General features: G+C 43.3%; 19 protein-coding genes and 1 pseudogene. 10 read left to right on the forward strand and 10 right to left on the reverse strand.

Translation table 11 applies throughout. The annotated features are described in order from the left end of the window. Position 1: 1 nt before the first annotated feature. Together JZO70_RS08410 and JZO70_RS08415 are read right to left on the reverse strand one after the other, a co-directional pair. Positions 2-394, reverse strand: coding sequence for an MmcQ/YjbR family DNA-binding protein (locus tag JZO70_RS08410; protein ID WP_207673111.1), 393 nt, complete (start codon positions 392-394; stop codon positions 2-4). Next, positions 391-1092, reverse strand: a complete 702-nt coding sequence (locus JZO70_RS08415; protein WP_207673112.1) for a hypothetical protein — start codon at positions 1090-1092, stop codon at positions 391-393. The genes JZO70_RS08410 and JZO70_RS08415 overlap by 4 nt, the downstream gene beginning before the upstream one ends. 152 nt (positions 1093-1244) lie before the next feature. On the opposite strand from JZO70_RS08415, the gene JZO70_RS08420 reads away from it, so the two are divergent. Both JZO70_RS08420 and JZO70_RS08425 read left to right on the forward strand, forming a co-directional pair. After that, positions 1245-1544, forward strand: a complete 300-nt coding sequence (locus tag JZO70_RS08420; protein WP_207673113.1) for a hypothetical protein — start codon at positions 1245-1247, stop codon at positions 1542-1544. 421 nt (positions 1545-1965) lie between these two features. Next, the gene (locus JZO70_RS08425) at positions 1966-2424 is read left to right on the forward strand and encodes a DUF2188 domain-containing protein (protein WP_207673114.1); all 459 of its coding nucleotides are present in this window, start codon (positions 1966-1968) and stop codon (positions 2422-2424) included. Between the two features lie 69 nt (positions 2425-2493). Here the strand turns inward: JZO70_RS08425 and JZO70_RS08430 are convergent, their stop codons facing one another. The 7 genes from JZO70_RS08430 to JZO70_RS08460 all read right to left on the reverse strand — a co-directional run bounded on the left by JZO70_RS08430 (position 2494) and on the right by JZO70_RS08460 (position 6541). Further along, positions 2494-2763 carry a hypothetical protein gene (locus JZO70_RS08430; RefSeq protein ID WP_207673115.1) on the reverse strand — a complete coding sequence of 90 codons (270 nt, stop codon included), beginning with the start codon at positions 2761-2763 and terminating at the stop codon, positions 2494-2496. Positions 2764-2787: 24 nt separating this feature from the next. Further along, the gene (locus JZO70_RS08435) at positions 2788-3036 is read right to left on the reverse strand and encodes a DUF5960 family protein (RefSeq protein WP_207673116.1); all 249 of its coding nucleotides are present in this window, start codon (positions 3034-3036) and stop codon (positions 2788-2790) included. A gap of 139 nt (positions 3037-3175) precedes the next feature. Next, the gene (locus tag JZO70_RS08440; protein WP_207673117.1) at positions 3176-3637 is read right to left on the reverse strand and encodes a glycine/sarcosine/betaine reductase component B subunit; all 462 of its coding nucleotides are present in this window, start codon (positions 3635-3637) and stop codon (positions 3176-3178) included. A gap of 12 nt (positions 3638-3649) precedes the next feature. Further along, positions 3650-4387 (reverse strand): proline reductase cluster protein PrdD, encoded by a 738-nt coding sequence (prdD, locus tag JZO70_RS08445; RefSeq protein WP_207673118.1) that lies wholly within the window; start codon positions 4385-4387, stop codon positions 3650-3652. A 37-nt stretch (positions 4388-4424) separates the two neighbouring features. Continuing rightward, positions 4425-4667 (reverse strand): hypothetical protein, encoded by a 243-nt coding sequence (locus JZO70_RS08450; RefSeq protein ID WP_207673119.1) that lies wholly within the window; start codon positions 4665-4667, stop codon positions 4425-4427. Between the two features lie 211 nt (positions 4668-4878). Continuing rightward, entirely contained in the window at positions 4879-5160 is a 282-nt protein-coding gene (locus JZO70_RS08455; RefSeq protein ID WP_207673120.1) for a hypothetical protein, read from the reverse strand. Between the two features lie 1006 nt (positions 5161-6166). Then, a complete protein-coding gene (locus tag JZO70_RS08460; protein WP_207673121.1) occupies positions 6167-6541 on the reverse strand; it encodes a hypothetical protein in 375 nt (124 codons plus the stop codon). A 153-nt stretch (positions 6542-6694) separates the two neighbouring features. On the opposite strand from JZO70_RS08460, the pseudogene JZO70_RS08465 reads away from it, so the two are divergent. Both JZO70_RS08465 and JZO70_RS08470 read left to right on the forward strand, forming a co-directional pair. Beyond that, positions 6695-6811, forward strand: a pseudogene (locus JZO70_RS08465) (universal stress protein); the annotation flags it as partial. A gap of 12 nt (positions 6812-6823) precedes the next feature. Beyond that, positions 6824-7243: a universal stress protein gene (locus tag JZO70_RS08470; protein WP_207673122.1), complete on the forward strand. Its 420-nt coding sequence runs from the start codon at positions 6824-6826 to the stop codon at positions 7241-7243. Positions 7244-7271: 28 nt separating this feature from the next. Here JZO70_RS08470 and JZO70_RS08475 read toward each other — a convergent pair whose 3' ends face one another. Continuing rightward, positions 7272-7586: a DUF960 family protein gene (locus JZO70_RS08475; RefSeq protein WP_207673123.1), complete on the reverse strand. Its 315-nt coding sequence runs from the start codon at positions 7584-7586 to the stop codon at positions 7272-7274. Positions 7587-7721: 135 nt separating this feature from the next. On the opposite strand from JZO70_RS08475, the gene JZO70_RS08480 reads away from it, so the two are divergent. From JZO70_RS08480 to JZO70_RS08505, 6 genes are all read left to right on the forward strand, one after another. After that, on the forward strand, positions 7722-8627 hold the full coding sequence (locus JZO70_RS08480) for a diacylglycerol/lipid kinase family protein (protein WP_207673124.1): 906 nt from the start codon (positions 7722-7724) through the stop codon (positions 8625-8627). Beyond that, positions 8627-9025 (forward strand): pyridoxamine 5'-phosphate oxidase family protein, encoded by a 399-nt coding sequence (locus JZO70_RS08485; protein ID WP_207673125.1) that lies wholly within the window; start codon positions 8627-8629, stop codon positions 9023-9025. The genes JZO70_RS08480 and JZO70_RS08485 overlap by 1 nt, the downstream gene beginning before the upstream one ends. A 166-nt stretch (positions 9026-9191) precedes the next feature. Then, positions 9192-10715 (forward strand): metal ABC transporter solute-binding protein, Zn/Mn family, encoded by a 1524-nt coding sequence (locus JZO70_RS08490; RefSeq protein WP_207673126.1) that lies wholly within the window; start codon positions 9192-9194, stop codon positions 10713-10715. Positions 10716-10778: 63 nt separating this feature from the next. Further along, positions 10779-11768 (forward strand): LacI family DNA-binding transcriptional regulator, encoded by a 990-nt coding sequence (locus JZO70_RS08495; RefSeq protein ID WP_207673127.1) that lies wholly within the window; start codon positions 10779-10781, stop codon positions 11766-11768. A gap of 181 nt (positions 11769-11949) precedes the next feature. Continuing rightward, on the forward strand, positions 11950-12684 hold the full coding sequence (locus JZO70_RS08500) for a sugar phosphate isomerase/epimerase family protein (RefSeq protein WP_207673128.1): 735 nt from the start codon (positions 11950-11952) through the stop codon (positions 12682-12684). A gap of 4 nt (positions 12685-12688) precedes the next feature. Beyond that, positions 12689-12934 carry a hypothetical protein gene (locus tag JZO70_RS08505; RefSeq protein ID WP_207673129.1) on the forward strand — a complete coding sequence of 82 codons (246 nt, stop codon included), beginning with the start codon at positions 12689-12691 and terminating at the stop codon, positions 12932-12934.

A 12934-nucleotide genomic window follows, 5' to 3' on the forward strand; every position in this document is an offset into this window, starting at 1 on the left:
TCTATTGCCAGTACGCTTCTACTTTTTTGCGTTCGGCAGCCGGCAGTTTTTTTGCCACTAAGCGATAAGACAACGTGATCATCCCTTCGATTTCCTCATCGCTTAATTGTGCAGTGGATAAGGCAATCGTGTTCCAGTGCTTTTTGTTCATGTGGTAGCCCGGCGTGATATCGGAATAGATTTCCCGCAGCTCTTCATTTTTTACAGGTGGACCTTTTAAAGTAATCGTGGCAGTTTCGACCGCTTCCGGCGACATCATGCCGAACATTTTGCCATAGAGATCGAAATACAAAATCTCCCAATCGTTACGATAGTATACTTTGGCTTTAGGCAGTTCGTCGCCAAAGGCCTGAAAACGTTCCAGCCGTTGTTTGATTTTTTGGTTAGTGGTCATTTGTAGATCCTCCTTTGAGAAAGTATCGTTAGGGAGCGCTGAGCTTCGGCGGTCAGCGCAGGCATTGAAGCCGCGATCGTTTCCAATAAATTCCTACTCTGAGGCAGGGCGGAAAAACAGACAACCAGCTTCCACTGAATTAGCGGACTTTCTGTCTGTTCCCATACCTGTTCCAGCTGTTCAAAGTGTTCCTCTTGTACCGCTTCAGGATGATAAAACAGCAGCTGACCGATGGCATCGATCAATTCGCTAAGCTCCGCTTCCGGCAGAACATCCAACTGCTCAAACAGAATAGGTAAAATCTCTGGCGACATATTCCCTAAGGAACGGGCGATCAAATCCCGCGGCAAGGGAAAGGATTTCTTCCCCGAAGGTTTGGTTAATGGAATGGTATGCTGATTGCGGCCGATTTTTCCAAGATATGGCAGCATCATTCTAGCCGTTTCGCAATCGCCGCTTTCTAATTTCCGCATCATTTCCAAACGGCAGTATAGCTTCTTTTCCTGCTGGACTGTTTGCAATAATTTCTTTGTTGTTTCGTTGGTGAGGGGCAGCAGCCGAGCCGCCCCGCTGCGGGCCACCGGATCTTTTGCATCCAAGAGTTCCAGCAATTGCTCAAAAGAACAGGACTGGAAGCTTATCAGGTCCTCTTGATCCAGAAAACCGCGGGCTTTTAGCTGAGTATCAGAACTTTTCATAAATTTTCTCCTTTTTTCGAGTATAGCATGAGTCGTGGCACTGGAAAACGCTTGAGGTAAAAAAGACCAAAAAAATTTGTGCTTTTTTTCACAAAATCGTTGCTTTCTCTTTTTCAGTATGCTAAAGTATAAAAAAAAGGAGATGTGATAGTATGAGAAAAATCGTTGCCAATCCAATCGAACTGAGGGACGCCATTCGTTGTGAGAAAAAGGAAATCGCGTTGACTAGCGGCTTTGCTAACATGATGCGCCCATTCGCAGAGTTCCAGCAAAAAAGCAAGAAAAAACCTGCTTCTGTCAATATCAACGAGGTAAATGAAGCAATTGATTTACCAACAAGTGTCGTTCTAGCATTCGATTCGAAAACAATGGACAAACTGTTCAATACCTATCAAGTAGTGGTAAATGAAGATGCTGCTAAGGGAGTGGAATTGGAATACGTTCATGTTTAATTTTTTTCTAACAACTTGTGAAAAAATTATCAAAGGTAGTCTGTAAAGCATGTACTTAATGTTTTTACTGGCTGCCTTTTTTTGTTCTTATATCGTTTGGTTTCCCTGTGAAGAACTTAGATATAGTCGGTTTATTTGTAAAGTTAGCTTTCTTTTCAATTTTTTTAGACAAAAATGGCGAAAATGTTAAATTTCTGTTAGAATATATTTATAAGAAGGAACCTCTCATTCTTTCTTACCTTGCCTATGATAATAGGTAGACTTTCCCCTAAGGCACTCTAAAGCTAGAGTGTCTTTTTTGCGCTGTTTTATTAACGAAAGCTGAAGGAATTTGTGGCGTCTTTTATAATACAAGCGGATATTTTCCTTTTTTCTCAGCCAGCCGATACAATAAAAGAGAGCCAAAAAAGGAGGAATTCCTATGCCTTGGAATATGAAGGATTATCCCGCATCTATGAAGAATTTAGCAAAAACCACCCGCAAAAAAGCGATCGATATCGGTAATGCCCTGTTGGCAGACGGCTATCCCGAAGATCGTGCGATCCCAATTGCCATCAGCCAGGCTGAAAAGTGGCATGCGGATGCTTCTGATGAAGAACTTCATCAAGAAGAGAAAGCCAAAAATCCGCAGAAAAACGACAAACACGAAACCAATCCCAACACGAAAAAGCTGATCAACGCCAAAGTTGCCGTAAAATACCAAGAAGATCAGTGGATAGTGATTTCAGAGGGAGCCGAGCGAGCCAGCGATCGTTTTGACAAAAAGTCGCAAGCCATTCAACGAGGAAAAGAAATTGCTGAGAATAAAGAATCTGAATTGAAGATTTATAAACGCGATGGCAGTTTGCAGGAAACCCGTGATTACCAAACAGATAACTAATCGAAGAAGCCCGAAAAAGCGATCAATGCTTTTTCGGGCTTCTATTCATTTATGCTAAAAGCGAGCTAGTTACGATACAGAATAAGCCTGCTGGAATTTCTCCATGTCGATCATGATCCGGGTCTTGCCCATGACGGCATACTTGGCAGTGACAAATTGATTGCGGGCATTAAGGTGGCCAGCCACAGCAATTTGCATGCCGTCCTCGACATCGGCTAAAAAGTTTAAACTATGCTTGGCAATAAGACAGTGTTGTCCGTCCAATTGAAAATAAACCAATGGATAATCAGAAAGCTTTAATATCTTTATATGACTGACAGTACCTTTTAACGTTTCCATCACAATCACTCCTTACCTGCAGGGCTAGTGGAATCGGGTATCGCTGGTGCGAACCCCTCTAAAAACCAATTCATCATTTGACCGTTCAAAGAGGAAATAGCTGTCTTTTTTATCTTTAGTGCGCTTGGCAGCTACCTTGAAATAATCTCTTTGCTCATCATCCATCTTTTCAACAATATCACTAAGGAACAGGGCTAAGGGCACGGTATCTTGAACGATTGAATAATAGGTTTGGTAAAAATCAGATACTGAATTAGCACTAATCATGGACATGGTCATCACCTCACTACTATTATACGAACAAACGTTCGTTTTGTAAAGTGAGTTTTCTCGACAGTTAAGAAAATCTACATTTTTACCGTTAATCTGGCTTTTCTGACAGGCTAAACAAAAAAAGAAGCTTCTCAGCTTCTTAAGAATGACGCATTTTCAAACGCAGGCGGGCAATTGCTTTTTGGGCATCCAGCAAGGTGACGGTATTTTGTGCCAGGATGCCGGTTTCGCTGGCTTTGGGACTTTTGTAAAAAGGCAGAACCTCAGTCAGGTAATTATTTTTTACAACAAAATCGGCCGCTTCGCAGACACTCATGGCCACAAAAGGAATCTGAGCAGTGCCTACCTCATTGATCAAATTGGCATAATCCACGTGGTTATTGCCAAAACCATTACAGGACAAAATTGCGCCGTCAACTGCCAGGGAGCGAATCAGTTGAGCTGTTCGTCGGCTAGCCAGCATTTTCTTTGGTGTGTCATCGGCACTGCCCATAATAATCACACCCCGCAAATCAATTTCTGCGTCCTCAGCCAAAAGCTCCACAAAAGGATCGCGATAATGATGCAGGGTCGTTTCCTTCATACTTGATCCTAATCCCAAAATAGTTCCTCCTTAATCCATGGCGCGAATAATGCCATCACGGTACTCATTCGGTGTCACAAATTGCGGCAGACAACCTAAATCAATAATTGAAGTGCTGCCTTGAAAGCCCGCGGGTTCAGTCGGAAAAAGCCGTGTATCATAAACGGCACCTTGCCCGGATACCTCTTTGACTAAAACCACCTGTTTTGCATCAGGCCGTAAGCGGTCATCAAACACATGCTTCTCATGATAAGCGGCCGGGTCAAAGGTCCGCAGCTGCTGGCGAAAGACTTCGCAAAACTGATCGCAGGCTAAATGGATCGCATCTGGACCTGCCCGGGTCATCCAAGCATCCGCCTTCAAGACAACATCAAAGGCAATCAGAAAATCTTCTTCGTCCGGCGTACCCGGTCGGCCCCAAGCAATTTGTTCCGCTAAAATACCGTCCGATCTGCCGCCGTTGCACACCTGACGTCCATTCGTATCCACCCCTGTCAGCAAAACATAGACGCCCGTCAAGGTATGCGTAATACCCTCACCCAGCTTGCCCAACGCTTTAGCTGAAAGAGGGATAACATCCATGATGGTATTGGTGTATTGGTGACGTTCTTCTGGGGAAATTACGCGGAGGGTAATGGAATCAATTAATGGATGGTTGGTGCAAGGCGGACGTGTGGCAACGATCATTCGGCCGTCTTCGGTCACCAGATTCTTGTCACCCAGCTGAACCTGATGTACGTGGTAGCCTTTAATGGTCAGTATTGACATGCACTATCCGCCTCCTTCTATGTAAAGGTTCTCAAAATTAACAATTCTGCATTTTATCCAGCAAAGAATTCACCCAGTATTCCTTGTTGATTCGTTCCACATAAAGATCAAAATCGTGGGAAGCTTCCAGTTGATCGGAAATATTTTTCGTTACCCCATGAACCAAATAGAAGCGCTGCGCGTTGTCGATTTGGATCGTTTCCTCCACTGCCGGAATAGTAGACAGCTCTGCTAAGAAGGTTTTTCGGGTAATCAGGTCGTGTAAACAAACTTTATGCATAACAAACTCCTTTATTCAAACATTGAACTCATGTTGATTATAGCATAGGAAATATCAGAATTCTGCAGGAATAAAAAGAATTATGGCGATAATATGATAAGTAAATGATGGATAAAAAAACGCCGCTGAAGATTCCCATCAGCCATTTTCATCAAATCGTAAGTTTTCGGGGAGATTTTCAAGGAAACAAAAAAAGCCAGATCAATTCTGGCTAGTCGGTAATCTTTTCATACAGATCATCAGGATGCTTGAAAAAGATTGCGGCGTTTTTTCTCTTAAGCTGGTTTCTTGCAAAGGCCAAATCTTGATGGGTCCAAATGTTCGCCGGTGCTCCTTCGATGTGTTCGGCAATATAAAAAAAAGAGCCGTCAGTTGCTAAAAAAGGCGTCATTTTGTGAACACTTTGACTTTTGGTCACGCAAGTAAAACAGAGCTCTTCAGGAGAATCAAACGGGGGAATCTCGTTTAGCAGGGGAAGCTTAATAAAGAGCATGTGTTCACTTCTTTCTTAATGACTAAACTTATTTAATCCGCTTAAAAAAGGATAGTCGGATTGACTATCCCAATAGTTAAAAGAACTAGACACTATTATAGTATCAAATTGTAATAAATTTCACAATAAATATCCTTAATTGTGGGATGAGGGCATAAAAAAGGGATTGACCATGAAACATGCGTAAACAAATTAAAGGACCTGAGAAAGATAGTAATAGTTGTAAACAAATTAATTATCTGTATTCTGCAAGTTCTAAAAGTCATGGTCAATCTAAATGAATTATAGCACACTAAAATTGCCAGGAAAAGATAACATTTGATGTCAGCGCAAGTTTATCAGAAAAATAAGCCTATTTCGCCAAAAAAGCAAAGAATCAGCAATAATTCTATCATTTCAGTGACTAGTGAAGGGGAGGCGGTTGTAAAAAATAAAGAAGTACTTTGAATTTGGGCAAAGAAAAACCGACCACTAAAATTAGTGATCGGAAAAATGGGGTAGTGGGGATATATGCTACATTCTTACTTTACCATCATCTTTCGAATACGACAAAAAATATGCACAGAAACCGAAACTTTTTTGAAAAAAGAATGTAGCAGTGATTCTGGCTGGGAAATGGAGAGTGGGCAATCAAAAATAGGATTGACACTTTAACGAGTCAATCGTAGACAATCGTTTGTTAAAGTGTAAAAAACAGAGATAAAAACGGAGAAATTTTACAAATTAACTCATCAGCCTCCAGAATTGCGAAGTTAAATTGTAAAAGAATGTAGGCAGTTTAAGAGTTGAAAGACACAATTCAGGGCATTTGTTTCCTTACCAAAACAAAAAAAGACGCGTTAAGAACGCGTCCTATCACTGTTTATTCATCTATGTGGACGTTAGGAGTCGAACCTAAACCTCTTTGTTAAATGCAGACTACTTCATTGAACGAGTGAAACACCGTGTTCATCCACAAGACAAGTATACCAAAAAGAATAACAGCTTTTATTTTATTTGGCTTCTTTTAATGTTTTTTTAAAGCTTGTTCCGCTTCTTCCGAAAATTCTCTGGCGATCATCCAGCCATAGCTTTCAGTGATGGCTGCCGCCGTAGTGGCATTGATAATGTTGCCGGCAACTGGAATTTTTCCGGCGAAGAAGCGAGCAGTCATTTTGCCAGCCTGTTGAGCTACGACTTGTGTGGCTAAAGATTTTGCGGCACCTTCAGTCAACTTTTTATCGAATACTTTACCAAGGGCAATGATCATCGCGGTTTGCAAAGGGATTAGGGCGGTTGAGTCAGATACTGGCAGCTGAGCCATGCCTCCACCGATAGCCGCGGCAGCCGAAGAAGCACCGTGAATAATCAAGTGAGCCTTTTTTCGTTGTTTTTTATTCATAGAAATAGTCCCCTTTCTGGGAGTGTGGCAACAGTGTAGCATCATTCAAAAAAAAGCACAATAAATTGAGCAATAATCGAAAAATTGATGCTTACAAATGTGTTATAATTAGATAAAGGAGGCGGTTACATTTTCGGCCAATATTATTCCTGAATTGACCTAATTGTGATGGGACCAACCGGTAAGGGTGCGATTCAGCGGGCCCGGGTGGGTTTAACAACCTCCTATGTTTTGAACAATGCCAATTGCAGTGTCCTTGTCGTTAAATAAGGGGTGAGAAACATGAAGGAATATCAAAAAATCTTGGTAACAGTGGATGGTTCGCCGCAATCACAAAAAGCCTTTGAAGAAGCTTGCCACATCGCTGAAAGAAACCACGCCGAGTTGCACTTGCTTACCGTCCTTGACTTAACTGGTTTTCGGGGAACAGCTAGTGAGAGTTCCGTCAAATTGACCGAAGAATTGCAAAAAATCGCTGAAAGAAACGTAGCAGAACTGAAGGCCTCCACGGATTATCCAGTAGAAGCGAAGGTAGCAGCTGGAAATCCGAAGCATGAAATCGTTAAAATTGCCGAAGATTTAGGTGTAGATATGATCGTCATTGGAGAAACTGGCTTGAATAGATTGGAACGTCGCGTTTTAGGATCAACTACCGTATATGTAGTAAACCATGCCAAATGCAATGTGATGGTAGTTAAATAAAACCAACAAAAAACTGAGCCGCGCTGGCTCAGTTTTTTTCTTGTAGGGTCATCACTAATTCTTCCCCGGTATCATAGACGTATAAACGGGTTGGAAAAGGTACCTTTTCGTAAGCTTCTACGTAAGGCGCGGTGACACTATCGGAGAAGTAAGGTTCACTTTGGGAGTGAACAACACTCAAGGTCTTATTAGGATTTTTAAAAAAGTTAAAGCGCTGCGGCGAGGTCAGCGGCAAGCCTTTGTGGGGGCGAATGAAAATCATATGCCACAATTCGTTTTGCATTTGATCAGGCAATTGCTCGACGGGAACATCGCTGCGGCGGGGTTTATTTGGTTCAAACATAGCAGTCATTCCTTTCTAGCTTTATCATAGCAGTTTTCGTGAGAAAGAAAACCATTTAGCGGCAAAAACAATCGTTTTAAAGGCTTTTTTTCGATACTCGTGATATTGTTAAGATGAATGAAAGAGGGGATTCACATGACTTATGCAATTTATTTTAATCCAAATGCCGGCGACGGCAAAGCCGAAGAAACAGCGCAACGAATGAAGGAGAAATTAGCTACCGTGAACAAAGAGGCTGAGTTCTTAACGGCACCAGATCCGGAGGCTGCTATCGAGAAAATCAAGGATCATTTAGACGATTACGAGGCGCTTGTGGCCATCGGCGGCGATGGCACGTTGAACATTGTGGCAACGGCCTTTGTTCAGGCGGGCAGGTCGATTCCATTTGGCATTATTCCTGGAGGGACAGTCAATAATTTTGCCAAACGCTGGCATATTCCGATGGATTTGGAAGAAGCGATGGACGTGATCGTTGCCGGTCACACGCGAGAAGTAGGCATCGGCTCTTGCGGCGAACGAGAGAAGGCGATTGTCAGCTCTTTTGCCTTTGGGACCTTTGCGGATATTTCCAACGAAGTGCGTCAGCAGGAAAAACAAAAATTCGGACTGATTGTGTACCCGATTAAGGCCATCAAGCAATTCGGTAAGAAACGTTCTTATAAAGTTCGCATCGAGGCGGATTCTTTCAAAAAGGATATTAAGGTCTGGTTTGGCCTGATTACCACCACCAGCTCAATCGGTGGTATGAGTTATGTCCAAAAGGGGTCAGAATCCTTTCATGTGAGCATTTTGCATAACATGACGATTTTCAAATTAATTCAACTAGCCCGTTTCGTGTTCACCGGGAAATTGGAGAATTCGGATTCGGTTCTGTACCTGCAGCCAACGAAAATTCGCCTGACGCCTTTGACCGATAACGAAATCGTCGCCCGCATTGATGGAGATAAAGGGCCGAAGCTGCCCCTTGAGCTGGATTGGCTCCACAAATTTTTAACGATTTATGTACCTGAGAAAAAAGTAAATGCCAAAGGAGGCAACTAATGGATCAAGAAATTGAAGAGTTACTGGAAAAGGTGGACACAGCCACCTTGACTACGATTGACAGTCGCGGCTTTCCCCATGTGATTGCGGTATCCAAACCGCTGGAACGGGGCGGCTTTCACTATTTCAAGTTTTATATTAACCAAGACGGTCGGACCGCGGAAAATATTCGTGCCAATCGTAACGGCAGTTTATTCTTTGTCGATCCGGAGAATCACGAGAGTCTGGCCTTGAAGGGCTTCTTCTTATTGGAAGAAATCGAAGGCTACGAAGCTGTCACTGCCAAACTAAATGATTTTCAACAGTCTTTGGAGTACAAGCATCCCGTCTTAGCAGTGTTTGAGACCTTAAGTGTCAAGCACTACAAGAATCAGCAGACCGAAATTGTCGAAGGTTAACTTAGCAGATCAAAATCTGATTTCAGATTTTGGTCTGTTTTTCTTTTTGGAGGATTTTTTTATTTGTTGTTGACAAAAGAAATGCGCCTGTGCTAAATTTAAACCCATGCGGCAAAACGTAAATGTTACGGTTTGCAAGTATAAAGCGTAAAGGAGCATGCAGAAAATGAAAAAAGCTTGGAAATGGTTGGCTTTAATAGGATTAACCGGGGTGCTGGGTGCCTGTGGAAATAACGATGAAAATGAAAAAGCAGCAGCGGATGGCGAGTTAACCATCGTTGCCAGCTTCTACCCGATGTTCGATTTTACTAGAAATATTGTAGGAGATGAAGGAACGGTGGAACTGCTGGTACCAGCCGGAACCGACTCCCATGATTTTGAACCATCAGCGAAAGATATTGCCAAGATTCAAGAAGCCGATGCCTTGGTATACAACAACGAAAACATGGAAATGTGGGTACCTGATGTTGCGAAATCTTTGGAAAAAGAAAACGTGGAAGTCATTAAAGCAACAGAAGGGATGCTGCTGATGCCGGGGGGCGAGGAAGAAGAGCACGATCATGACCATAGCGAAGAAGGCCATCACCACGAATTAGACCCTCACGTGTGGCTGGCACCCAGCTTAGCGGTGAAGGAAGTCGAAGCGATCCGTGATCAATTAAGTGAAAGCTACCCGGAACACGCCGAAGCCTTCAAGACCAATGCGGCGGAATATTTGGAAAAATTAGAAAAACTGGATCAAGAATATTCGGATGCTTTTACGAATGTGAAGCAAACCAGCTTTGTCACGCAGCATGCGGCCTTCAGCTATCTAGCTCTGGAGTACGGCTTGAACCAAGTGCCGATTTCCGGCGTGTCGGCGGAAGAAGAACCTTCCCCAGCACGTTTGGCGGAATTGAAGGAGTTTGTGGAAGAAAACGGCATCCAATATGTTTACTTTGAAGAAAATGCCAAAAGCAGTGTCGCAGAAACACTAGCTGCCGAAACCAAGATCGAAACCGAAGTCCTGAATCCGTTGGAAGGCTTAACCCAGGATCAAATGGATGACGGCGAAGACTACATTTCCGTGATGGAAGAAAATTTGACTGCGTTGCGGAAAACGACGGATACCGAAAATCCCAAAGAAGGCAATTTGGCGCCTGAAAAAGAAAAGAATGTCTACAACGGCTATTTTAAAGATGGAGATGTGGAGGAACGTCCGCTAACTGACTGGGCCGGCGCCTGGCAATCGGTGTATCCTTATTTGGAGGATGGCACGCTGGATCAAGTGATGGAGTACAAAGAGAAGAAGGATTCCTCACAAACGGCTGCTGAATACAAAGCGTATTACGAAACCGGCTATCAAACCGATGTGAAGGAAATCAAAATCAAAGGCGACACTATGACCTTCATTTTTGACGACGGCACCGAAAAATCAGCGGAATACAAGTCAGCCGGCTATGAAATTTTAGACTACAAAGCCGGCAACCGCGGCGTGCGTTTCTTATTTGAAGCCAAAGGTGATACCGACGCCTTCAAGTATATCCAATTCAGCGATCACGGCATCAGCCCAGAAAAATCCGGGCATTTCCATATTTACTATGGGAATGACAGCCAAGATGCTTTATTAGAAGAAATGGATCATTGGCCGACTTACTATCCAGTGGATCTTTCTGGGATAGAGATTGCCCAGGAGATGTTGGCCCACTAATTCTTCACAAAGCTCATTCTATCCGTTAGAATGAAAGAAACACTACAGTGAAGAGGAACCTGCATGAAGAAGAAAGTAACCATCAATCAAGTGGCAGAAAAAGCGGGGGTCTCCAAAACCACCATCTCCCGCTTTTTAAACGGACGCTACGGCAATATGTCCAAGGAAACCAAAGAAAAAATTGCAGCGGTGATTGAGGAGCTGAACTATCGCCCCAACCGGCAAGCGCAATCTTTAAAATCCAAACGCAGCTACCTTATCGGGGTAGTGGTAGCGGATATTTCCAACATGTACTCTTCTTTACTATTGAAGGGAATCGGGGAAGTGCTGGAGAAGCGAGGCTACCAAATGATTATTATGGATGCCGCTAACTCGATTGAACAAGAACGAGATTTGTTAGAAAAGCTGCTGGATCAAAGCGTGGAGGCGATTATTTTACAACCATCTTCCCGTGATCCCCAGCATTATGCCTTTTTAAAAGAGCGGAATATACCGTTGCTGCTGGTGGATCGTCAGACCGATCCCGCTGAGTGGCCAGCCGTGATCACCGACAATGTGTCGGCGATTGAAAAAATCATGGAGGCCGTCATCCAGCAGGACTATCAAAAAATCGTGGTAGTCAGTGAACCGTTGCGCGAGGTGACCACACGGGAAATTCGCTATCATACCGTGGCGGACATCGCTGGCAAAGCGGGCATGAATGTCGAGTTGATGGAAACCACCATGGATGAGGCATTTGCCAAGAGGGTGCTGGCGGAAATCAATTCGCCGAAAAAGACGATGCTCTTTGCTTCCAATGGTCGGGTGTTGATGGCGGTGTTGACGCTTTTAATAGAAGAAAAAATAGATATTCCGGCAGATGTGGGGGTTACCGGCTTTGATGACTGGAACCTAACCGCCCTGGTAGGACCGGGAATTACCAGTATTGAACAGCAGTCCCAAGCGATCGGCCAAACGGCGGCTGCTAAGATTTTAGAATTACTGAAAGCCGAGAAGTATCTAGCAGAAGAAATCGTGGTGCCAACCAAGCTGCAATGGCGTCATTCAATATAGTTGTTATTAATTAAGAAAACCTTAAGGCGAGAAAGAGGGTCGTGGAAACCGGTTTCCATGATTCTCTTTCTTTTTGTGTACTCGGAAAGGTGTTTTTAAACTGAAAGCGTTTGACTTCTTTTGGAAACCGGTTTACTATATGAGTATGGAAACCGGTTAACACATTGAAGGAGAGCTGTTTATGAAGAAAGAACAAGTAGTCTTAAATTTATTAGTTTTTGCCAGTAAAGTCGAAAAGGGAGCGCTTCAAAGCGACCTGCTAATCAAGGCCAAGGAGCTGGGATTTGATCAAGTCGAGATTCGTCGTGAGTACTTTAAGGATTTAGCTAAAGAGATGTCTGTTATCAAAAAGACGGCAGAGGAGCAGGGCATCGGGCTGTTCTACAGTGTGCCGGAGGAAGTCTTTGTTGAAGGCACAATAAATCCTCAGCTGCCTGACTATCTAAATGAGGCCCAACAAATGGGTGTAAAACACATTAAATGGAACATTGGCGACTTTCAAGCCGACAGTTCATTGGATAAATTAGCGGAATTGACCAAGCAAGGCATTGAAGTCAATATCGAAAACGATCAAACCCAAACATCGGGAACCATCCAAGCCATTGCCACTTTTATGGAAGCGGTTAAGGCGCAAGCGTTGGACATTGGATATGTTTATGACCTAGGCAACTGGCGTTTTGTTGGCGAGTCTGAAGAAAAAGCGGCTGAAGCATTGAAGGAGTATGTTCGTTACATCCATGTAAAAGACGTAGCTTACGAAAACGATCAGCCGCAAGCAGCCGGTTTAGATGAAGGCGTGATCCAATGGCGAGAAATTTTAGCTATTTTACCAAAGGATGTGCCTGTGGCAATCGAATACCCAACCACTGAAGACGAACAAATTTTAGCAGCTAAGCAGTTATTAGAGGAGGCGTAACAGCATGCAAGACCAACAAACTAAAATTGATCCCGAAACATTCGCTTATCATTTTATGGACACGATTAAGCGACCCGATATCGAAAAAGACGAGATGGAGGCGGCTGCTAAAGAAGCGTTGGCTGCCTACCTAAGTGCTTATTACTTGGCGCAACGTTTTAACAATTTGGAAAATGAGTTTTTTGTGGATGATCACAGCAAGCCAGTTTCTACCTATCAAAAGATTTTAAGCGAGTTAAATCAATATTAG

This window comes from Candidatus Enterococcus moelleringii (assembly GCF_017377575.1).
GTDB lineage: Bacteria > Bacillota > Bacilli > Lactobacillales > Enterococcaceae > Enterococcus_A > Enterococcus_A moelleringii.